Source organism: Phocaeicola acetigenes, from assembly GCF_027529745.1.
Classification (GTDB): domain Bacteria; phylum Bacteroidota; class Bacteroidia; order Bacteroidales; family Bacteroidaceae; genus Phocaeicola; species Phocaeicola acetigenes.
In genome coordinates, this window is record NZ_JAPZVM010000004.1 from 194,476 (window position 1) to 216,349 (window position 21,874).

Consider the following 21,874-nt stretch of genomic DNA (forward strand, 5'->3'; position numbering starts at 1 on the left):
ATATGAATGATTACCGAATACTTGTTGTAGATGACGAAGAGGATTTATGCGAGATTCTAAAGTTCAATCTCGAAATGGAAGGGTATTTCGTAGACACAGCCAACTCTGCCGAAGAAGCCCTTAAACTGGATCTTACGCAGTACCAGTTGTTGCTTTTGGATGTGATGATGGGAGAAATTTCCGGATTCCGTATGGCAAGTATGCTGAAGAAGAACAAAGATACAGCAGAAATTCCAATCATATTCATCACTGCCAAAGATACAGAAAACGATACAATCACCGGATTTAATCTGGGAGCCGATGATTATATATCCAAACCGTTCTCTTTGCGTGAAGTAATCATGCGTGTAAAAGCGGTATTACGCCGTACTGCCGGAGTGCAGATGAAAGAACAGGACCAGTTACAATACAAAGGGTTAGTCATACATATCTCCAAAAAGAAAGTAACAATCGACAACGAAGAAATCTCATTAACCAAGAAAGAGTTCGAGATTTTGTTGCTTTTACTACAGAACCAAGGACGAGTATTCTCACGAGAAGACATACTGACCAAAGTATGGAATGATGAATCGTATGTATTAGATCGCACTATCGATGTGAATATTACCCGATTACGTAAAAAAATCGGTGAATATGGTAAACAAATTGTAACCCGATTAGGCTACGGTTACTGTTTCGAATGTGAATAATACAATTTGACATGACTACTTTTTTTTCTCGTATTCTTTCCTTTAGCCAGAAACTATTCTTTCTGGTTATCTCTCTTTTTATCGCTTTTTCGCTGTGCTTTATGTGTTTTCAGTACAGACGGGAAAAGGTATTCAAGAGTGAACTTTTAAATACACAGCTTCAAGACTACAACTCACGGCTATACGATTTCATAAACGAAAACGGTAATCTGAATGCAGATAGTCTGCAACAGTATGTGGCTACTCACATGATCCCGAACCTGCGGGTCACACTCATCACATCCACAGGTATCGTAATCTACGACAACATAGAAAAGAACTGGAAGAAGTTCAAGAATCATTCTTCACGAAAAGAAGTCATAGATGCCCTGATGTATGGCAGCGGATATGCCATCAGCCGGCACTCTGAAAGCTTAAATGGAGAAGAATTCTTTTATTCGGCCAAATACTACCCCAGTAAACGGCTGATCATACGTTCTGCCCTTCCCTATAACGTCAGCTTAAGCGAACATCTTAAAGCCGACTCGGGATACGTTTGGTTTACATTGGTAATCAGTTTATTCCTGATTGCCTTGTTCTATCGTTTCACTTACAAACTGGGGATGTCCATCACCAAACTGCAACAGTTTGCATTAAAGGCCGACAGAAACGAACCGATAGACATTGAAATCTTACAAGCGTTCCCTAAAAATGAATTGGGAGAGATTTCCCAGCATATCATAAAAATATACAAACGGCTCCACCGTGCCAAAGAAGCCCTCTACATCGAGAGAGAGAAACTGATTTCGCATCTGCAAACCTCGCACGAAGGACTTGGAGTCTTTACCAAGGAACGCAAGGAGATTCTGGTAAACAACCTTTTTACACAATATGCCAATATCATCTCCGACAGGAACTTAAGTTCCACCGAAGAAGTTTTCGACATACCGGAACTAAAACCGATCAATGAGTTTCTGACTAAAAATGAAAACAACCCCAATAAAGAAGAAAAGCGTTTATCCCTTCATATAGACAAAAACGCACGTTCTTTTTTGGTAGAAAGTATCATTTTCCAGGATTTGTCATTCGAAATTTCCATCAATGACATTACTCAGGAGGAAGAACAGGCCCGGCTGAAACGCCAGTTGACACAGAACATCGCCCACGAACTGAAAACTCCGGTAAGCAGTATACAAGGATACATAGAAACCCTGCTTAACAATCCGAATATCAGCCATGAGATGATGCAAACATTTCTGCAAAGAAGTTATGCTCAAAGTAACCGGCTCACCCTTCTTCTGCGGGATATCTCCGTACTGACCCGTATGGACGAAGCTCCGGACATGGTTTCAAAAGAGAGTCTGAATTTAAGCAAGCTGGTAGAAAACATGTTAAGCGAGGTTGCTCTGAATCTCGACGAAAAACATATACAAGTCAACAATTTGCTCCCGCCCAACATGAATATTGTCGGAAACAGCTCTTTGTTGTATTCTATTTTCCGGAATCTGACAGACAATGCAATAGCCTATGCAGGTGTGGGTATACAAATCACAATAAACTGCTTCCGGGAAGACGAAAAATTCTACTACTTCAGTTTCTCCGACACAGGAGTAGGTGTTCCCGAAGAACACTTGAACCGACTATTCGAACGCTTTTACCGCGTAGACAAAGGACGCTCCAGAAAACTGGGAGGAACAGGTTTAGGACTGGCTATCGTTAAGAATGCAGTCTTATTCCATGGAGGTACCATTTTTGCCAAAAATATTCCGGGAGGAGGACTGGAATTTGTCTTTACTTTACAGAAAGGAGTGAATTAAAACAATCACCATAAAATAAAAACCTCTCAAATACAAAAAAAGCTTGACTCTTGATTATTCAACAGTCAAGCTTTTTATATTCCAGTGCCAGTTATAAATCCTGCAAGTCATTGTCTACAGCCAACGATGACGGCTATAAAATCGACGTCGTCGATTCGCCATCCGACGTCGTCGGATGCATATTCTGCGGCGCCGGTTACAGTATGTACGCTCTCATACCCAGCCATAGTACCATTAACCATCCATCATGCAAACGGATTCTTTCATCCGGCTGCATAAAGAAAAAAACGTTTCATTCTGCTGTTTCCGCATCCACAGTCCACGTACAGACAAAATCATCGCGAAGCATATAATGTATCTGATAATGGTTATTCATCTCTGTACGATACTCTTCAGCCTCAAAAACTCCTTCCTCCGATGCAGTAAAAGGACAGATATACAGGTGCTTCAAGAAGTCCACCTCATTGGTATCAAGCAACTTAAACAAGGTCTCTTTTGCCGACCAGTGCAGCAAATACTGATAAATCAACATACGGTCTGACAAATGTTCCCGACCGGGCATTTCATCCTGGCGGACAAAGCGTGAAACGACCTTTTTCACCCTGTCGCCATAATACTCTATATCCATAGCAATATTCCACTTCGGGTGAATACCGACGGCAATATAGCCTTTGGTATGTGAAATTGTAATCTGATATTCTCCCGAAAGAATATAAGGTTTTCCGGATGCATAATGCCCAATACACATTTCCTTTCCAGACAATGCTTTCAGCAAAACCCTTACACCCAAATACTCCATCTTCCGGGAGAGAGACTTCAGCCCGGCAAGTTCTTCCTCGTAATTGAAATTCTGCGACAACCGGCTACGTAACTCTTCCTGGCTCTCGGTCAGTTGCCATATTCCGAAACACCCTCCCTGCCAGTTCCATTGTTTAAGAAGCGACATATCCCTCTTCTTTATGCTCTTTAGGAAGTACCGTTACCTTTACTTTCAAAATACGGCGAGAATCCATCTCTACAATTTCAAAACGATAGTTCTTATAGAACAAGACTTCTTGCTGTACCGGGAATTCCCCCTTCAGTTCGAGAATCAATCCCGCCAACGTGTCGGCATCGGCCGCAATATCTTCAAATTCATCCGAATCAATCTTCAAGACTTTATAGAAATCGGTCAGGAACGTCTTTGCTTCAAACAAATAAGAATTATCAGAAAGTTTAATATAGGTACGTACTTCCTCATCGTACTCATCATTTATTTCGCCTACAATCTCTTCTATGATATCTTCCATGGTTACAATACCCGACGTACCACCAAATTCATCCACTACAATTGCAATATGAATTTTATTGATTTGAAAATCATGAAGAAGATCGTCAATTTTTTTCGTTTCCGGAACAAAGAAAGCCGGACGAATCAAATTCTGCCACTTGAACTCATCACCCTGCTTCAGATAAGGCAACAAATCTTTTATATACAAAATTCCCTTGATATTATCACGAGACTCTTCGTATACAGGAATGCGGGAATAAGCGTTATCTACGACACATTTCAAGACCTTGGAAAAAGGAGTATTCAGTTCAAGATCCACCATATCAAGACGGGCAGTCATCACTTCTTTGGCAGTTTCCTCTCCAAAGCGAATAATTCCTTCAAGCATGGTACTCTCTTCTGAAATTTCATTCTTATCGGTCAGTTCCAGAGCCTGAGACAGTTCATCGACAGACAAGTTGCGCACCTTATGCTTTTTAGTCAATTTGTTGACCACAAAAGACGAATGTACAAGCAGATTCGACATCGGCTTGAATACCGACCGAAGCACATAAATAACCGGAGCAGCTTTTCTGCAAAAAGAAAGTGTATGCTGTGCAGAATATATTTTAGGCATTATCTCCCCAAACAACAGCAATAAAAAAGTCAGGACTACGGTAATAACCAGAAACTCCAAAATCTGTGCCTGACCAAAATCTATTACGCTGGCAAAGAAGTAATTGCACAACATAATAATGGTCACATTCACAAAATTGTTTGAAATAAGAATGGTAGCCAACAAATGTTCAGAATCTTCCAGAAGACTTTTAATCTTCGTATCAGAAGGAGATTTTTCTTCTTCAATCTCATTCAAATCAGAAGGAGACAATGAAAAGAAAGCAATTTCGGAAGCAGAAACAAAACCTGATGCATACAGCAAAAGAATAGCCAGCATCAATGCAATAATCGCTCCTAGAGAAGGAGACATAACAGTTACTCCGTTACATAAATCCGATAAACGGGATAAATACGAGTCAGGGTCCAAAGATTTAAATTTTAGTTAGACATAAGTTCATTTTAAAACGGCAAATCGTCTGATGCCGATTCCGCAGACACAGATGCAGTCTGCGAAGCAGCAGCCGGTTGCTGAACCTGTCCGGCAGGCTGTTGGACAGCACGCGGAGTCAGCATTTCCATATTATCACCGAATATCTCCACTACGTAACGTTTTATGCCGTTCTGGTCGTCATAAGACCGGGTACGGATTTTTCCCTCGATGTAAAGTTTGTCTCCCTTACGTACATATTTTTCGGCAGTTTCAGCCAATCCGCGCCACAAAACAATATTGTGCCATTCTGTACGTTCAGGAACCTGTGTTCCATTGGCCAAAGTATATGCTCTATCTGTTGTAGCCAACGGAAATGTAGCCACAGCTACACCGCTATCCAAATATCTTACATCGGGATCTTTCCCCACATTACCTATCAACTGGACTTTATTCAATGACATGATTTACTTCGTTTTAATATCAGAGTCCAAAATTACAGAAAAAAAATGAGACAACAAACGTGATACAGGGAATTTATATAAATCAGCCACCGGAACCCTTTGATACTTTTCCGGCAACAGACTTTTTTCCGTTACTTCTACCTCATAACAATCGGCATAAATTACCCGGTGAGACAGCACATGCTTTACCCTTTGCCCCATCCGCCGTACCAGCTTTACCTCACACTGCGACAGCAGTTGCTGGAATTCCGGAAAACTGAAAAGTTCTTCTTCCGACAAGCTCCTATCAGGTTCCAATAACGGAAACTCATATAAATTTTGCCAAATATCGCCAGCCGGCCGCTTGTATAAAAAAGTACAACCCGATGTATGGATATAGAGATAAATAAAATGACGGTCGAGTACCTTAGTCTTACGTTTCTTTTTAGGCAATTCGCCCACCAGACCTTTACGAAAGGCCACACAACTGTCCATCAACGGACAAACCTCACACTTGGGCGACACAGGCACACACTGCAGTGCCCCAAAATCCATAATGGCCTGATTATACAGGCCTGGCGTTTCTTTCGGCAATAATTCATCGGCCAAAGCTGCAAATATCTTTTTCCCCTCCGAGGTGTCAATCGGAGTATCCACGCCCATCCAGCGCGACAAGACACGATACACATTTCCATCCACTACCGCATAAGGCATATCGTAAGCGATAGAACAAATGGCGGCAGCAGTATATTCCCCCACCCCTTTCAAGGCACGTACTTCTGCATACGTTTTCGGGAAATACTCTTGTGAATCAATCGAGCGGGCAGCTTCATGCAGATTTCGCGCCCGAGAATAATACCCCAGCCCCTGCCAATACTTCATCACCTCATCTTCATCGGCCTGAGCCAAAGCATGAAAATCCGGGAACCGTTCTATAAACCTGCAATAATAATCATATCCTTGAGCCACCCTTGTCTGCTGAAGAATTACCTCCGATATCCATATTTTATACGGATCTTGAGTCTGCCGCCAGGGAAGTTCTCTTTTATTATGTTCGTACCAGTCAATCAACAGCGGAGCAAATTGATTCATTTCTATATATTTATTCTATTAACCAAAGTTTTTTATTATTTTTGCAAAAATAGGAGTTTTCGGAGGAAGCGAAAGATACTTTTAGAAAAAATTGTTCTGAATATATTTTTCAGAGTACAAGAAAAGCTATATATTTGCAGTCCAAAAATTTAAGATAACGTATAACAATAATTATTAGCAAAATGACTAAAGCGGATATTGTAAACGAAATTGCTAAAAACACAGGTATTGACAAGACCACCGTGTTGACAACCCTTGAAGCGTTCATGGACTCAGTAAAAGAATCTCTGTCTAATGATGAAAACGTATACCTTCGCGGGTTCGGCAGTTTTATCGTAAAGAAAAGAGCTCAGAAAACTGCTCGTAACATTTCAAAAAATACAACTATCATCATTCCGGAACACAACATTCCGGCATTTAAACCAGCTAAGACATTTACTCTTTCAGTAAAAAAATAATTAACATTAGTATTAACCCTATAAAATTTTGAAGCTATGCCAAGCGGAAAGAAAAGAAAAAGACATAAAATGTCTACACACAAACGTAAGAAAAGACTAAGAAAGAACAGACATAAAAGCAAAAAATAATCATTAGTCTGTCCGACTTCAATAAAGAACAAACTTGTAAAGCCTTTTATAGTCCTTTCAGGTTTGTTCTTTGTGTATTAGTCAAAATGTACGTTTAGAAAACAATTTATAAACTTTAAAAACCAAATAATCAAGTGACAAGCGAATTAGTAGTTGACGTACAGCCCAAAGAAATCTCTATCGCACTGTTGGAAGACAAGAATCTGGTAGAATTTCAGAAAGAAGAAAGAAATCTCTCTTTCTCCGTAGGGAACATGTACTTAGGCAAAGTGAAAAAACTGATGCCTGGACTAAATGCCTGCTTCGTGGATGTCGGCTTTGAGAAAGACGCTTTCCTTCACTATTTGGACTTAGGACCTCAATTTCACTCCTATCAGAAGTATCTGAAACAAGTAATAAGCAATAAGCAGAAACTTTATCCTATTTCAAAAGCTTCTTCCTTACCTGATATTGAAAAAGACGGTACAATATCCAACGTACTGCAACAGGGACAGGAAGTCATCGTTCAGATTGTAAAAGAACCTATCTCTACCAAAGGACCTCGCCTAACTTGTGAACTATCCTTTGCCGGAAGATATCTGGTTCTCATCCCATTCAACGATAAAGTTTCCGTTTCGCAGAAAATCAAGTCGAGCGAAGAGCGCGCCCGACTCAAACAACTGTTACAGAGCATTAAGCCTAAAAATTTCGGCATTATAGTACGTACCGTAGCCGAAGGAAAGCGCGTTGCAGAGCTGGATGCCGAGTTGAAGATTCTGCTAAAACACTGGGAAGAAACTATCACTAAAGTACAAAAGGCCAGCAAATTACCGTCTTTAGTTTACGAAGAGACAAGTCGTACCGTAGCTATTTTACGTGATTTATTCAATCCTTCATACGAAAATATCTACGTCAACGACGAAACGGTATACAACGAGGTAAAAGACTATGTGGCATTGATAGCCCCCGACAGAACAGGAATTGTCAAACTTTACAAAGGCCAACTTCCCATATTCGACAATTTTGCTATTACCAAACAAATCAAATCCTCGTTCGGTAAAACCATATCCTACAAGAGTGGCGCTTATCTCATCATCGAACATACCGAAGCCCTCCATGTAGTAGACGTAAACAGTGGAAACCGTTCAAAATCAGGAAACGGACAGGAGGCCAATGCGCTGGATGTCAATTTAGGTGCAGCAGACGAACTGGCCAGACAACTCCGTTTAAGAGATATGGGAGGCATTATTGTAGTCGACTTCATCGATATGAATCTTGCCGAAAATCGCCAGAAACTATACGAACGCATGTGCCAGAATATGCAGAAAGACAGAGCCAAACACAACATTCTTCCACTCAGTAAATTTGGCTTAATGCAGATTACCCGCCAGCGCGTACGTCCGGCAATGGATGTAAATACAGATGAAGATTGTCCAACCTGTTTTGGTAAAGGCAAAATAAAACCTTCTATTTTATTTACAGATACTTTGGAAAGTAAAATTGATTACCTGGTCAATAAGTTGAAGATAAAAAAAGTAACCTTACATATACATCCTTATGTAGCTGCTTACATCAATCAAGGACTGGTATCATTGAAACGTAAATGGCAAATGAAATATGGATTTGGTATAAAAATCATCCCAAATCAGGATTTTGCTTTTTTACAATACAAATTCTACGATGTACACGGAGAGGAACTAGACATGAAAGAAGAGTTCGAAATCAAATAAGAACAACAAAAATCCGGTAACTTTTTATCAAAGATTACCGGATTTTTTGTTTCTTCAAATCTAATAAAAAACACATACAGTTATAAATCTCCAGATAAACTGTTCGCATACAATTATCCGTCGAAATATAAATTCCACCCTATTCTTCACGAACGAGGTGGAAAAACAAGAAATGAATATGTTGTGAAAAAATCAATTATCAGCGCCTCCTCCCAAAGCATGGTAAAGACTAATCACACTTTGAATCTCAGAATTCCTGTCGGAAACCATAGTCAAACGTGAAGATAAAAGCGATTGCTGGGCTGTAAGAACTTCCAAATAGTTGGTTGTACCATGCTTCATCAACAAGCGGGTATCATGTACAGCAACCGACAAATGTTCTACCTGCTGACCATCCAGCACCACTTTTTGCCGCGCATTCTGCCATTGGTTTAATGCATTGTTCACTTCCCCTCCTGCATCAAGTAATGACTGCTGAAATTGAAGTAATGCCTCTTCCTGCTGTGCTTTGGATATTTTCAGATTGGCGATGTTTTTACCTCGATTAAAAATAGGCTGGACAAGCGAACCGACAGCCTGTAAAAGCCAGGTTCCAGGATTGGTGATTGTCGCTCCGGCATTATTCGTCCATCCGGCCGAACCACTCAAGGTTATACTTGGATAAAAATCGGATCGGGCCTGATTAACTCCATAAAAGGCTTGCTTCAGTTCAGCCTCAGCCTGCATGACATCGGGACGACGTGACAACACCTCCAAAGGAACTCCCACAGACAGCTGCTGAGGAAAAACCTGACATTCCAGCGTACTGCGTTCGATACCTGCAGGCTGCCATGCCAGAAGAGAACAAAGCGAATTCTCCATTTCTACAACCTGCTGTTTCAAGTCGAGCAACGATGCTTCTGCTCCAAGGCGGGAGGCTTCTGCCTGACTGACTGCCGCACGGTCTGCTTGTCCCGATTTCATCAGCACCCGCAAACTATGAATATATTCCTTCCAGTTTTCTATCGTTTCGGTGGTAATATCAATCTGCTCGTCGAGCATCAATAAAGTATAATAACTTTCGGCAACCGTAGCTATCAGCTGCGTCTGTACGGCCTGCTGATAAGCTTTACTTTGCTCCAACACAGCCAATTCACTACGTTTTGCATTAGTCAGCTTACCAAACAAGTCAATTTCCCAACTGGCCGAAGCCCCGAGCGTATAAGTCTTGGCAGTCTGTCCATCCTTCACCTTACTAAGCGAACCCTCCGGATTCAGTTGCACCGAAGGCAAATAAGCCAGTTTTGCAGACATCAGAGAAGCCTGTGCTTCTTGTACTTTCAGTCTGGCTACATTCAAATCAGTATTAGCATCAAGCGCACGAGTTATAAGTTTCTGCAACAAAGTATCCGTAAACAATTCGTGCCACTTCAAATCAGCAATAGAAGAACAGGTATCAGTTTCCACCGGCATCTCCCCAAACAGGTTATCGGTCTTTACTTCCGGTCTCCGATATTTGTTATAGATGCCACAGCCGCTGAATAATAGAGCGGCTGCTATACATATCAATATATAATCAGCTTTTTTCTGCATATTTCATGATTTCTAATAAAACAACCAATTCCAAACTACATCTCTTCATCGTCGTCTTCTATCCTGCGTTTAGGCATTACCCGCTCCTCTATTGCCTGAAAGACCATAAACAATACCGGAACGACAAAGAGTAAAGCCAATGTACCGACCAACATACCTCCCACGGCGCCTACACCCAGCGAACGGTTTCCGTTAGCTCCGGCTCCTGATGCCACAACCAAAGGAAACAAGCCGATAATCATAGTCAGGGCAGTCATCAAAATAGGACGCAGACGAACACCGGCTGCCGAAATTGCCGCCTGTGCGATAGACATTCCTTGCTTGCGGCGCGAAGAAGCATACTCCGTAAGCAAAATGGCTGTCTTCGAAAGCAAACCAATAAGCATAATCAAACCAGTCTGCATATAAATATTATTCTCCAGTCCGAAACATTTTGCAAACAAGAAACTTCCCATCAGACCAAAAGGTACAGACAAGATGACAGCCATAGGGATAAACATACTCTCGTACAAAGCACACAAAATCAGATAAACAAACAATATACAAATCACAAAAATTATAACCGTATTGCTTGAACTTTGTGTTTCCTCACGAGTAATTCCACTGAATTCATAGCCATATCCGGTAGGAAGCGTCTGAGCTGCCACTTCTGCTATTGCATTAATGGCATCACCCGTGCTATACCCTTCGGCCGGCATACCATTAACAGGTATAGAGGTATACATATTGAAACGCGTAAGAGTTTCTGCTCCATATACCTTTGTCAAGGTCAGGAACTGCCCTACAGGTGCCATTTCACCACTACCCGTACGCACAAACATATTATTCAATGATTCCTTATCAAGCCTGTAATCCTTGTCAGCCTGTATCATTACACGATAAAGTTTCGAGAAGCGATTCAAGTTCGAAGAGTAATTACCCCCGATAAAGCCGGAAAGCACTCCCAGTACATCAGAAACCATAATACCTGCACGTTTACATTTGGCTGCATCTACCTCAACCATGTATTGAGGGAACTTGGTATCGAAAGTAGTATAAGCCATAGAAATTTCGGGACGCTGATTCAAAGCAGCAATAAAATTCTGACAATATTTCTGCAAGGAATTCACATCGCCTCCTGCACGGTCCTGCACATAAAGTTCGAAGCCACTACCCATTCCATATCCGGTAATAGTAGGCTGTGCAAATGCAAACAATTTAGCCGATTTTATATCAGCCGTACGTGCATAAATCTGGGCAAGGACAGCATTTATGTTATCTTCCGCTTCAGTCCGTTCATCCCAATGTTTCAATTTGATAATAAGCATACCTCCCGAAGCAGCCTGTCCTCCCATCATACTATATCCGCTCACATTACTGTAAAGCTTTATCTGCGGAATTTCCCGAATGCGTTCGTCGATCTGCTCCATAGCCTTCTTGGTCTGCGCAAGACTACTTCCCGGAGGAGTTGTGACATTCACGAATACAGTTCCCATATCCTCGTCGGGCACAAGACCAGTCTTGGTGGTGCGGAGGAAAAATACCAGCAACCCACAAGCTGCAATCAGTGCAATCCAAGCCAGCCATCGGCGATGCAAAAAGTAAGAGACTCCATTTTTATATTTCAACACCAAACGATTGAATGATGCTTCGAATGCATGATGGAAACGACTCGAAAAACTCAGTTTTTCACCCGTAGCTTTATCCATATGTGGCGTCATAATCAAAGCACATAAAGCGGGGCTCAATGTCAAAGCATTAATTGCAGAAATACCTACGGCTACCGCCATGGTAAGTCCGAACTGTGTATAAAAGACACCACTGGTTCCTCCCATAAAGGAAGTAGGAATAAATACAGCCATAAATACTAAAGATGTAGTAACAATAGCTGCCGATATACCATCCATAGCAGCAATAGTAGCTTTATACGGAGAGCGGTATCCTTCATCGAACTTAGCTTGAACTGCCTCCACAACCACTATGGCATCATCCACCACTGTACCTATGACAAGTACGAGCGCAAAAAGGGTAAGCAGGTTCAAGCTGAAACCAGCCACATACAGAAACGCAAAAGTACCTATCAGTGAGACTATAATAGATATAGAAGGAATAATAGTAGAACGTACACTTTGCAGGAAGAAATATACCACAAGGATAACCAGAATAATGGCTTCCACCAGTGTTTTTACCACTTCATGTATGGAAGCATCAAGAAAGTCCTTTGTACTCATCAGGTCGGTAAGTACCAACCCTTTCGGCAAATCCTTCGAAATTTCTTCAACCAGTTTGTCTACCTCTTTCACAATCTCGTTGGCATTGGATCCTGCCGTTTGTGAAATCATACAGGTAGCTCCCGGATGTCCGGCTATCTGGCTATTGTAACTATATGTCTGCGCACCAAGTTCAATCCGGGCTATATCCTTCAAACGAAGAACTTCGCCTGACGGAAGTGCCTTGATGACCATGTTACCAAATTCTTCTTCCGTTTCATAACGTCCACGATACTTAAGCGTATATTGAAATGTATTTTCAGAATCTTCACCCAACGTACCTGTAGCCGCCTCAATGTTTTGTTCATCAAGCAGGGAAGTCACATCATTAGGAACCAACCCATATTGTGCCATAATCTGTGGATTCATCCAGATACGCATAGCGTAATCTCCACCCATCACATTGACATTTCCTACACCAGTGATACGAGACAAGCGAGGCTCCACATTTATTTTAAAATAGTTATTTACAAAATTCTGGTCATAACTATCATCTTCGCTGTAAAGAGCCAAAATCTTCACCATACTATTCTGGCGCTTCTCTACCGTAACCCCAATCTTGGTAACTTCGGCAGGCAACACTCCTTCAGCTTCCGACACACGATTTTTTGTATTGATAGTTGCCATATCCGGGTCTGTCCCCTGTGAAAAATAAACCGTGATAGAAGCCGAACCGTTATTCGTGGCCGTAGAAGTCATGTATGTCATATTCTCTACACCATTTATGGCCTCTTCCAAAGGAGCAATCACACTTTTCTGTACGGTTTCTGCATTAGCACCGGTATATGTTGCCGAAACAGTAATAGTAGGCGGAGCAATATCCGGATATTGTTCCATAGGCAAATTGACAAGCCCGATAATTCCCAGCATCAAAATCAGTACGGAAATTACACACGACAAGATAGGACGATCTATAAATGTTTTCAGTTTCATGATACCCTCCTTCCCTTATTGCTTCTCTTGCAAAGAATTAGCAACCTGTGTATTTTCCTGAATTAGTCCGGCTCCTTCTGCCACAATTGTTTCTCCTTGCTCCAAGCCTCTTTCTACAATATATTCCTTTCCGTCATTCAAAGGAAATACGGTAACTTGTGCAGACTCTGCTTTTCCTTCGCCATTCACCTTATACACATAAACTCTGTCCTGAATTTCAAATGTCGCTTCCTGAGGAATCACAAACACACCGTTTTTGACATAAGGGAAAACTATTGTTGCAGTGCTTCCATTACGCAACATTCTTTCCGGATTCGGGAATACGGCACGCAAGGTAATCGCTCCGGTTTCTGTATCTGTAGTACCGCTAATAGCATCTATTTTTCCTTTATGAGCATACATTAGTCCATCACTTAAACGCAATTCTACTTCCGGCATCTCTGCAAGTGCTTTATCCATTGTGCCATACTGACGCACCAATGATAAAATCTGCTGTTCAGTCATAGAAAAATAAACGAATATCTCCTCATCATCCGATACAGTAAGCAACGGAGTTGTAATAGAGGAATTAACTAATGCACCTACACGATAAGACGACATACTTGCAACTCCATTCACGGGACTTTTAATTACAGTATACGAAAGATTATTCCTTGCATTGACTTCCTCTGCTTTAGCCTGCGCTAATGTAGCCTCAGCCTCCAGCAAAGAATTTTGAGCGGTTTGTCTATCAAAATCGGACACTACATGTTCCTGAAATAACTCTTCTTTACTTTCTGCAGTAAGACGAGCCGTAGCAACAGCTGCCTCTGCACTTTTTACATTGGCCAAAGCAGTCTGCAAAGCAGATAAATAAGGAACCTGGTCAATGACAAATAAAGTTTGTCCTTTTATAACCTTAGCACCTTCACTCACACAAATTTCTGTAATGGTTCCACTGACCTGCGGACGAATTTCTACACTCTGTCTTCCACTGATCACTGCCGTATAAGAAGTTGTCAATGTACGATCTGTTCTTTCTACGGTCATCAATTTGTAATCGCTTCCTTCCTGTTGTCTCACTGGCTGACTACATGCCGCAACAAGTAACATCAAAGAGACAAAACCCATCGGTAAAAACAATCTATTCATATTTCCTTTCTTTTTTAGTTAAAATCCGATGTAAAGTTAAAAGAGCGAATCAGTAAAATATTTGTCCTAAACCGAAAGAAACTTGTCCTAAACCGACATTTAGGAATTTTTCTGTTTACAAAATATAAAACACTTAAAAGCCTTTTTCGTGATTAAAATATATCTGTATTTTTATTGCGTTCAAACAGATTCGAAAATGAAAAGATATGTTATTTCACAATGGATAAACAACGAAGCTATACTAAAAGGACAAGCAGAAGAACTGGCAACAAACGATAAAATGGCTGTATTTTTACTAAAAGGGGAAAATATATTACGCTCCAGCCAACTAGAAGAATCACATCCTGCTTTTCTGTTTCTGAGCAAAGGAAAACTTAGTTTCAAATTAAATGAAGACCATATAGAAATTCACGCTCCCGCTCATTTGGATTTCATACTTATACATCCCTGGAGTAAGATGAAAACCAGCAAAGATTTCGAGGGATATTTCATTATGACAGAAAAAAGTTTCTTCATCAGCATATCCGAAAGTATACGTTCTAAATTTGTCGGACTGATCTACCAATATGCACACAGACCTTTCGTCCCCCTCAATGAACAAGTAGTACAAAGGATATCTCTTTATATTAATATATTGATAAATATTATCACACAGCCAGAATATCATTTCCGTAATGAAGCCTTGGAAAATATGTTGCGCATGTTTCAACTTGAAATATGGAATACGGTCTTTAATTTATACAAGAATGAAAATACAGACGAACAACACTTATGGAATGACATTCTCTCTCATTTTCTACATTTAGTACGTACCAATTGCCGTTTTCACCATGATGTAAAATGGTACGCCACTCAATTGTGCGTATCCTCTGATGCACTTTCTGCAAAGACCAGAAGAATGTATGATAAATCGGCCAGCCAAATTATAGACGAATATTTATTGGTAGAAGCCAAAGCCTGTCTGAATAATCCTATTTATTCTATACAAAATGTGGCAGAATTATTATCTTTTTCAGATCAAGCTGCTTTTTACAAGTTTTTCAAAAGATGCAGCGGAATCTCTCCCAGCCAATTTAAGAAAGAAAAAAAACAAGAAAATTTAAACAGCAAAAGAAACGACTAATTCGCCATATTACATCCATCTTTATGAAAATCCCATCAAAAACAATATAAAAAAAGAAGCATTTAAGAATGAATTCCTTAAATGCTTCTTTTAGTAGCGGGACCCGGGATTGAACCGGGGACCTCATGATTATGAATCATGCGCTCTAACCAGCTGAGCTATCCCGCCATCTTTTAAAAAACCGCCAGGCGTGGAAGCCACCCAACGGCAATCTTTTTCTTTGTAGCGGGACCCGGGATTGAACCGGGGACCTCATGATTATGAATCATGCGCTCTAACCAGCTGAGCTATCCCGCCATCCTTCTCGATTGCGGGTGCAAAGGTAAAACAAGTTTTCGAATTAAACAACATTACGCCCACTTTTTTCTCACATTTTTTTAATTTTCATTCAAAATGAATCCCATTCCCTTTTAAAATCGCAAGAAAATACATTCAAGATTAACCGCTTTCCATAATTACTGAAAAGCGAATAAAAAATAATCATTTTACTATGCTATATACAAAAAATTAATTTAATTTGCCGCCGTTACTTAAATTTAACAAACAAAAAAAGAACTATGAAAAAGAAAATCCAAATAGAATACCCTTTAAACCCTTCATCAGGAAGTGTTATTTGGGGAGCAATCAGTACTCCTTCCGGACTGGAAAGATGGTTTGCAGATGATGTCAGAAAAGAAGGAAAGAAATTTATCTTCAAATGGGGAAAGACTGAAAGTCGTGATGCCGAAATCATCAACAACCGTACAGAATCTTTCATTCGCTTTCATTGGACAGATGAAGAACCTCGCACCTATTTCGAATTTAAAATACATTACAACGAACTCACAAAAGACCACTCGCTGGAAGTAATTGATTTTGTAGACTCCACCGAAGAAGATGATACAAGAAGCCTATGGAATTCTCAAATAGATGTTTTAAAAAGAGTCTTTGGTATATAATTCTTTAAAAATATACAATACATAGTTTTCCTCTTCGTTTTTTATACTAATTTTGCACATTAGATAACGAGAATATTGGGAATGCTACGCATAAAAAAACTTGATATATTTGTATTAAAGAGTTTCTTATTACTCTTTTGTGGTACTTTTTTTATCTGTCTTTTTATCTTCATGATGCAATTTTTATGGAGATATGTAGACGAATTGGTAGGAAAGGGATTGGATATGAATGTGCTTGCACAGTTCTTCTTCTATTCCGGGTTAACCCTTATTCCTATTTCCTTACCTTTGGCCATTCTGCTGGCCGCTCTGATGACGTTCGGAAACTTTGGAGAACGTTATGAATTATTGTCCATGAAAGCAGCAGGTATTCCATTGTTGCGCATCATGGCCTCAGTTGTTATTTTCAGCATCTTTTTGGGAGGAATGTCTTTTTTTTTCCAAAATGTAATTGGTCCTAAAGCCCAAAAACAACTTTGGACTTTATTGGTCTCCATGAAACAAAAGTCACCGGAAGTTGACATTCCGGAGGGTGTATTTTACAGCGATATTGAAGGATACAATATCTATGTCAAAAAGAAAGATAAAGACACCGGCATGCTAAAAGATGTACTCATCTATAACTTTTCCGATGGATTTGAAAATGCACATATCGTATGGGCTGAAGAAGGAAAACTGGAGTTGACAGCAGACAAGCAACATTTATATCTGCATTTGTACAATGGAGAGCAATTTGAGAACCTAAAATCACAATCGGTTATTTCTCAAAATGTTCCTTACCGACGGGAAACCTTCAAGGAAAAACATACCCTCATCAAGTTTGATTCCGAATTCAACATGGTAGACGGAAGTTTCCTTGACCGACGTTCGGATATTAAAAACATGCGTGAAATATCTGTAGCAATCGATTCTTTGATTGCCTATGGAGACAGTGTAGGACGGGCTATGCATGCAGAAACAATGCAACTAACCTATAAGCCTGCCCAGCTATCATCTTCCGACTCCATCAAACTACAAAAGGAGCATATTACTGTTGTCAATGTAGACAGTGTTTACAACTCGATGACATCGGCAGAAAAGCTAAAAACCGTAACTGCCACAAAAAACCGTTTATCTTCACTGGCTTCCGACTGGAACATGAAGAGCTATATTACACAGAATACAGATAGTGACATACGCAGCCACCAGTCGGACTGGCATAAAAAAATCACCTTGTCACTGGCTTGTGTCATCTTCTTCTTCATCGGTGCTCCCTTAGGAGCAATTATCCGAAAAGGGGGATTAGGAATGCCTGTTGTGATATCAATTATCATCTTCCTAATTTATTATATTGTAGATTCCGGTGCAACACGCATCGCCAAGAGCGGAGGAATGAATATTATTTTAGGAACTTGGATGAGTACCATTGTACTGGCGCCACTCGGGGCTTTCTTTACTTACAAGTCGAATAAAGACTCGGCAGTATTCAATGCTGATATGTATATCATGTTTTTCAGAAAACTATTTGGTATACGCATATCAAGACACATGTTTAAGAAAGAAGTGATTATTCACAACCCTACCTATAAGGAAGATTGGGAAGTATTGGAGGATATTTGTAATTCATGCGAACAATATGCCCGCACACACCGTTTATTAGGTCTGCCTAATTATATTCAGATTTTCACGAATAACAAGCATGATGATGTCATCAAAGACATCAATCAGAAAATGGAAAATACGATTGAGGATTTATCAAATACCAAAGATCATATTATCCTGAACTATATGAATAATTACCCGTTCCTATCGACCACAGCCCATAAGAGCCTGTTCGATAACCGCTGGTTAAATCTGCTTGTCGGTATTGTTATTCCTGCAGGCCTGTTGGTATATCTGCATATTTGGAGATACAGAATACGTTTGGACAAAGACCTGAAAACTATTATAAAAACAAGTAGAGATATTCAAGAACAAATAAAGAATCAACATTTATATTAAAATACATTATGGACAAAGTCAAATTAAACACCATTGAAGAAGCTATCGAAGATTTTCGCAAAGGCGAGTTTGTTATTGTTGTTGACGATGAAGATCGTGAAAACGAAGGCGATTTGATTATTGCTGCCGAACTGATTACTCCCGAGAAAGTAAACTTCATGCTGAAACATGCCAGAGGTGTACTTTGTGTTCCTATTCCCATTTCACGTTGTCAAGAGCTCGACTTACCTTATCAAGTCGCTAACAATACCTCTGTATTAGGAACTCCGTTTACCGTTACAATCGATAAACTGGAAGGATGTAGCACCGGAGTTTCTGCAGCCGACCGTGCTGCAACCATCCGTGCTTTGGCAGATCCTAACTCAAAGCCTGAGACTTTCGGACGCCCGGGACACATCAACCCACTGTATGCTCAGGAAAAAGGAGTACTCCGCCGTGCCGGTCACACCGAAGCATGTGTAGACATGGCTCGTCTGGCAGGTTTGTATCCAGCTGCCGCATTGATGGAAATCATGAACGAAGACGGTACAATGGCACGTCTTCCTGAACTTCGCAAGATGGCTGACGAATACGGATTTAAACTGATTTCAATAGCCGACCTTATTGCTTACCGACTGAAACAGGAATCACTGGTAGAGAAAGGTGTAGAGGTTAATATGCCGACAGTATACGGTAATTTCCACCTGATTCCTTTCCGCCAGAAAAGCAACGGACTGGAGCACGTAGCTTTAATAAAAGGTGAATTTACCGAAGACGAACCGGTATTGGTACGTGTACATTCATCATGCGCAACAGGTGATATTTTCGGTTCTATGCGATGCGATTGCGGAGACCAGCTTCACCGTGCAATGCAGATGATTGAAAAAGAAGGAAAAGGTGCAATCATCTATCTCAATCAGGAAGGCAGAGGCATTGGACTGATGGAAAAGATGAAAGCTTACAAACTCCAGGAAGAAGGCATGGATACAGTAGATGCAAATATTTGTCTGGGACATCAGGCCGACGAACGTGATTACGGTGTAGGCGCTCAGATTTTAAGAGAAATCGGTATTCACAAAATGCGTCTGATGACCAACAATCCGGTAAAACGTGTCGGACTGGAAGCCTATGGATTGGAAATCGTAGAAAATGTACCTATCGAAATCACTCCTAATGAGTACAACGAACGTTACCTTCATACAAAAAAGGAGCGCATGGGACATACTCTCCACTTTAACAAGTAAATAGATACTTATATATAAGTCACACAGCAGGAGATAAAATCGGATAAAAACATATATTTTACTTTTAACCGGTTTATCTCCTGTATAATAAATTAACTTTCAACTATGGAAACAAATAATCTCGTAAGGAATTATACGGCAAAAGCCGCTCAGGCAACTCTCCTCCGCAGTGTATATTTATGGATGACTCTTGCCCTAATTATTACAGGCTTTGTAGCTATGTATGTAGCAAAATCATATACACTGGTAAATATGATGATTCAAAACTCCATGATGTTTTGGGGAGTACTGATAGCTGAAGTAGCATTAGTATGGTACTTATCTGCCCGTATCTACAAAATGTCATTTACAACAGCTACCATACTATTTATAGTCTACTCTATATTAAATGGTGTAACCCTCTCCATTCTACTGCTTGTTTACACGGCAAGTTCCATTGCAACTACATTCTTTGTCACAGCTGGAACATTCGGCACCATGGCCATCTTTGGCTACATAACCAAAAAAGATTTAACCCGCATCGGAAGTCTCTGTATCATGGGAGTAATAGGAATTATCATAGCTTCGCTGGTTAATTTATTCCTGCAAAACTCTATGATGGATATGGTTATCTCTTACATAGGAGTATTACTGTTTGTAGGACTGACAGCGTACGACTCTCAGAAAATAAAGAGATTGCTATCCGGCGATGATATCGAAGTCAATGAAGTCACGCAAAAGATAGCTTTAATGGGAGCAATGACACTATATCTCGACTTTATTAATCTATTTATCTACCTACTTCGCATTTTAGGCGACAGAAAGTAAGAAAAAGAAGCTAAATTCTTTTATATATGAAAGAATTTAGCTTCTTTTGCAAAATAAATATTCAATCTTAAAAATAAGGACAAAACAATGAACCAACTTTCAGATCGTTTGAACAGCCTGTCTCCGTCAGCGACTCTGGCTATGTCTCAAAAAAGTAGTGAATTAAAAGCACAAGGTGTTGATGTTATCAATTTAAGTGTCGGTGAACCTGACTTCAATACTCCCGACCATATCAAAGAAGCTGCTAAAAAAGCAATTGATGATAACTTCTCACGCTATTCTCCTGTTCCCGGCTATCCTGCTTTGCGTAATGCAATTGTAGAAAAGCTGAAAAATGAAAATGGTCTGGAATATACCGCAGCACAAATCAGTTGTGCAAATGGTGCAAAACAATCTGTTTGCAACACTATCATGGCTCTTATCAATAAAGGAGACGAAGTGATTGTACCGGCTCCTTACTGGGTAAGTTATCCGGAAATGGTAAAACTGGCAGAAGGTACTCCAGTAATTGTACGTGCAGGAATTGAACAAGATTTCAAAATAACTCCAGCACAGCTCGAAGCAAGTATCACCCCTCGTACCAGAGCTTTGATTCTTTGCTCTCCTTCAAACCCAACCGGTTCTGTATATACACAGGAAGAATTGGCAGGACTGGCTGCAGTATTGGCTAAACACGAACGAGTAATTGTGATTGCTGATGAAATTTACGAACACATCAACTACATCGGAAAACATCAGAGTATTGCTCAGTTCAACGAAATCAAAGACCGTGTAGTTATTGTTAATGGTGTATCTAAGGCATATGCAATGACTGGTTGGCGTATTGGTTTCATTGCCGGTCCGGAATGGATTGTAAAAGGGGTAAATAAACTACAAGGTCAATATACTTCTGGTCCATGTTCTGTTTCTCAGAAAGCAGCAGAAGCAGCTTATACAGGCTCACAGGCTCCGGTAGAAGAAATGCGTAAAGCATTCGAACGCCGCCGCGATTTAATTGTGAAACTGGCAAAGGAAATTCCGGGCTTCGAAGTCAACGTTCCACAAGGTGCTTTCTATCTCTTCCCTAAATGCGACTCATTCTTCGGTAAGAAAGACGGAGACCGCGTTATTGCTAATGCAGACGACTTGGCTATGTACTTGCTCGAAGTAGGTCACGTAGCTTGTGTAGGAGGTACTTCTTTTGGTGCACCTGAATGTATCCGTATGAGTTATGCCACTTCCGATGAAAATATCATCGAAGCAATGAAGCGTATTAAAAATACATTAGCCCGTTTGAAATAATAAACTCAACCCTTATTATAAGCAAGA

Annotated in this window: 17 protein-coding genes and 2 tRNA genes; 10 read left to right on the top strand and 9 right to left on the bottom strand. The window is 40.4% G+C overall.

Features of this window, described 5'->3' with window-relative positions; genetic code table 11:
• Positions 1-2: 2 nt before the first annotated feature.
• Together O6P32_RS07200 and O6P32_RS07205 are read left to right on the top strand one after the other, a co-directional pair.
• Complete coding sequence (locus O6P32_RS07200) at positions 3-689, top strand: response regulator transcription factor (RefSeq protein WP_178266694.1); 687 nt, start codon at positions 3-5, stop codon at positions 687-689.
• Positions 690-700: 11 nt separating this feature from the next.
• Positions 701-2,485, top strand: a complete 1,785-nt coding sequence (locus O6P32_RS07205; protein ID WP_269877699.1) for a sensor histidine kinase — start codon at positions 701-703, stop codon at positions 2,483-2,485.
• A gap of 292 nt (positions 2,486-2,777) precedes the next feature.
• Here O6P32_RS07205 and O6P32_RS07210 read toward each other — a convergent pair whose 3' ends face one another.
• From O6P32_RS07210 to mutY, 4 genes are read right to left on the bottom strand one after another with little or no spacing between them, the layout of a single operon-like run.
• Positions 2,778-3,431 (bottom strand): 4'-phosphopantetheinyl transferase family protein, encoded by a 654-nt coding sequence (locus tag O6P32_RS07210; RefSeq protein WP_269877701.1) that lies wholly within the window; start codon positions 3,429-3,431, stop codon positions 2,778-2,780.
• Positions 3,418-4,779: a gliding motility-associated protein GldE gene (gldE, locus tag O6P32_RS07215; protein ID WP_178266691.1), complete on the bottom strand. Its 1,362-nt coding sequence runs from the start codon at positions 4,777-4,779 to the stop codon at positions 3,418-3,420. Before gldE ends, O6P32_RS07210 begins: the two co-directional genes overlap by 14 nt.
• A gap of 32 nt (positions 4,780-4,811) precedes the next feature.
• Positions 4,812-5,243 (bottom strand): single-stranded DNA-binding protein, encoded by a 432-nt coding sequence (locus tag O6P32_RS07220; RefSeq protein ID WP_269877703.1) that lies wholly within the window; start codon positions 5,241-5,243, stop codon positions 4,812-4,814.
• Positions 5,244-5,246: 3 nt separating this feature from the next.
• Positions 5,247-6,314 (bottom strand): A/G-specific adenine glycosylase, encoded by a 1,068-nt coding sequence (mutY, locus tag O6P32_RS07225; RefSeq protein ID WP_269877705.1) that lies wholly within the window; start codon positions 6,312-6,314, stop codon positions 5,247-5,249.
• A 182-nt stretch (positions 6,315-6,496) separates the two neighbouring features.
• On the opposite strand from mutY, the gene O6P32_RS07230 reads away from it, so the two are divergent.
• Both O6P32_RS07230 and O6P32_RS07235 read left to right on the top strand, forming a co-directional pair.
• Positions 6,497-6,772 carry an HU family DNA-binding protein gene (locus O6P32_RS07230; protein WP_178266686.1) on the top strand — a complete coding sequence of 92 codons (276 nt, stop codon included), beginning with the start codon at positions 6,497-6,499 and terminating at the stop codon, positions 6,770-6,772.
• A 263-nt stretch (positions 6,773-7,035) separates the two neighbouring features.
• Positions 7,036-8,610 (top strand): Rne/Rng family ribonuclease, encoded by a 1,575-nt coding sequence (locus O6P32_RS07235; protein ID WP_178266685.1) that lies wholly within the window; start codon positions 7,036-7,038, stop codon positions 8,608-8,610.
• A gap of 192 nt (positions 8,611-8,802) precedes the next feature.
• Here O6P32_RS07235 and O6P32_RS07240 read toward each other — a convergent pair whose 3' ends face one another.
• Genes O6P32_RS07240 through O6P32_RS07250 form a run of 3 tightly spaced genes read right to left on the bottom strand, consistent with a single transcriptional unit; the run spans position 8,803 to position 14,495 of the window.
• Positions 8,803-10,182: a TolC family protein gene (locus tag O6P32_RS07240; protein WP_269877708.1), complete on the bottom strand. Its 1,380-nt coding sequence runs from the start codon at positions 10,180-10,182 to the stop codon at positions 8,803-8,805.
• 35 nt (positions 10,183-10,217) lie between these two features.
• Complete coding sequence (locus O6P32_RS07245) at positions 10,218-13,364, bottom strand: efflux RND transporter permease subunit (protein ID WP_269877709.1); 3,147 nt, start codon at positions 13,362-13,364, stop codon at positions 10,218-10,220.
• 15 nt (positions 13,365-13,379) lie between these two features.
• Complete coding sequence (locus O6P32_RS07250; protein WP_269877711.1) at positions 13,380-14,495, bottom strand: efflux RND transporter periplasmic adaptor subunit; 1,116 nt, start codon at positions 14,493-14,495, stop codon at positions 13,380-13,382.
• 196 nt (positions 14,496-14,691) lie between these two features.
• Between O6P32_RS07250 and O6P32_RS07255 the strand changes: the two genes are divergently transcribed.
• Positions 14,692-15,618 (top strand): helix-turn-helix domain-containing protein, encoded by a 927-nt coding sequence (locus O6P32_RS07255; RefSeq protein WP_269877712.1) that lies wholly within the window; start codon positions 14,692-14,694, stop codon positions 15,616-15,618.
• 94 nt (positions 15,619-15,712) lie between these two features.
• Here O6P32_RS07255 and O6P32_RS07260 read toward each other — a convergent pair.
• Positions 15,713-15,786 (bottom strand) — tRNA-Met (locus tag O6P32_RS07260).
• A 55-nt stretch (positions 15,787-15,841) separates the two neighbouring features.
• Positions 15,842-15,915, bottom strand: a tRNA-Met gene (locus O6P32_RS07265).
• A 260-nt stretch (positions 15,916-16,175) separates the two neighbouring features.
• Between O6P32_RS07265 and O6P32_RS07270 the strand changes: the two genes are divergently transcribed.
• The 5 genes from O6P32_RS07270 to O6P32_RS07290 all read left to right on the top strand — a co-directional run bounded on the left by O6P32_RS07270 (position 16,176) and on the right by O6P32_RS07290 (position 21,847).
• Positions 16,176-16,556: an START-like domain-containing protein gene (locus O6P32_RS07270; RefSeq protein ID WP_269877713.1), complete on the top strand. Its 381-nt coding sequence runs from the start codon at positions 16,176-16,178 to the stop codon at positions 16,554-16,556.
• Between the two features lie 81 nt (positions 16,557-16,637).
• On the top strand, positions 16,638-18,536 hold the full coding sequence (locus O6P32_RS07275) for an LptF/LptG family permease (protein ID WP_178266683.1): 1,899 nt from the start codon (positions 16,638-16,640) through the stop codon (positions 18,534-18,536).
• Between the two features lie 8 nt (positions 18,537-18,544).
• Positions 18,545-19,759 (top strand): bifunctional 3,4-dihydroxy-2-butanone-4-phosphate synthase/GTP cyclohydrolase II, encoded by a 1,215-nt coding sequence (locus tag O6P32_RS07280; protein WP_269877715.1) that lies wholly within the window; start codon positions 18,545-18,547, stop codon positions 19,757-19,759.
• Positions 19,760-19,864: 105 nt separating this feature from the next.
• Positions 19,865-20,566, top strand: a complete 702-nt coding sequence (locus O6P32_RS07285) for a Bax inhibitor-1/YccA family protein (protein WP_178265776.1) — start codon at positions 19,865-19,867, stop codon at positions 20,564-20,566.
• Between the two features lie 87 nt (positions 20,567-20,653).
• Positions 20,654-21,847: a pyridoxal phosphate-dependent aminotransferase gene (locus O6P32_RS07290; RefSeq protein WP_269877717.1), complete on the top strand. Its 1,194-nt coding sequence runs from the start codon at positions 20,654-20,656 to the stop codon at positions 21,845-21,847.
• The last annotated feature ends 27 nt before the right edge of the window (positions 21,848-21,874 follow it).

What these genes read in the sequence shown, in the direction of transcription:
- O6P32_RS07200 (WP_178266694.1), top strand. Translation starts at nt 3, where the DNA reads ATGAATGATTACCGAATACTTGTTGTAGATGACGAAGAGGATTTATGC.
- O6P32_RS07205 (WP_269877699.1), top strand. Translation starts at nt 701, where the DNA reads ATGACTACTTTTTTTTCTCGTATTCTTTCCTTTAGCCAGAAACTATTC.
- O6P32_RS07210 (WP_269877701.1), bottom strand. Translation starts at nt 3,431, where the DNA reads ATGTCGCTTCTTAAACAATGGAACTGGCAGGGAGGGTGTTTCGGAATA.
- O6P32_RS07220 (WP_269877703.1), bottom strand. Translation starts at nt 5,243, where the DNA reads ATGTCATTGAATAAAGTCCAGTTGATAGGTAATGTGGGGAAAGATCCC.
- mutY (WP_269877705.1), bottom strand. Translation starts at nt 6,314, where the DNA reads ATGAATCAATTTGCTCCGCTGTTGATTGACTGGTACGAACATAATAAA.
- O6P32_RS07230 (WP_178266686.1), top strand. Translation starts at nt 6,497, where the DNA reads ATGACTAAAGCGGATATTGTAAACGAAATTGCTAAAAACACAGGTATT.
- O6P32_RS07240 (WP_269877708.1), bottom strand. Translation starts at nt 10,182, where the DNA reads ATGCAGAAAAAAGCTGATTATATATTGATATGTATAGCAGCCGCTCTA.
- O6P32_RS07245 (WP_269877709.1), bottom strand. Translation starts at nt 13,364, where the DNA reads ATGAAACTGAAAACATTTATAGATCGTCCTATCTTGTCGTGTGTAATT.
- O6P32_RS07250 (WP_269877711.1), bottom strand. Translation starts at nt 14,495, where the DNA reads ATGAATAGATTGTTTTTACCGATGGGTTTTGTCTCTTTGATGTTACTT.
- O6P32_RS07255 (WP_269877712.1), top strand. Translation starts at nt 14,692, where the DNA reads ATGAAAAGATATGTTATTTCACAATGGATAAACAACGAAGCTATACTA.
- O6P32_RS07270 (WP_269877713.1), top strand. Translation starts at nt 16,176, where the DNA reads ATGAAAAAGAAAATCCAAATAGAATACCCTTTAAACCCTTCATCAGGA.
- O6P32_RS07275 (WP_178266683.1), top strand. Translation starts at nt 16,638, where the DNA reads ATGCTACGCATAAAAAAACTTGATATATTTGTATTAAAGAGTTTCTTA.
- O6P32_RS07280 (WP_269877715.1), top strand. Translation starts at nt 18,545, where the DNA reads ATGGACAAAGTCAAATTAAACACCATTGAAGAAGCTATCGAAGATTTT.
- O6P32_RS07285 (WP_178265776.1), top strand. Translation starts at nt 19,865, where the DNA reads ATGGAAACAAATAATCTCGTAAGGAATTATACGGCAAAAGCCGCTCAG.
- O6P32_RS07290 (WP_269877717.1), top strand. Translation starts at nt 20,654, where the DNA reads ATGAACCAACTTTCAGATCGTTTGAACAGCCTGTCTCCGTCAGCGACT.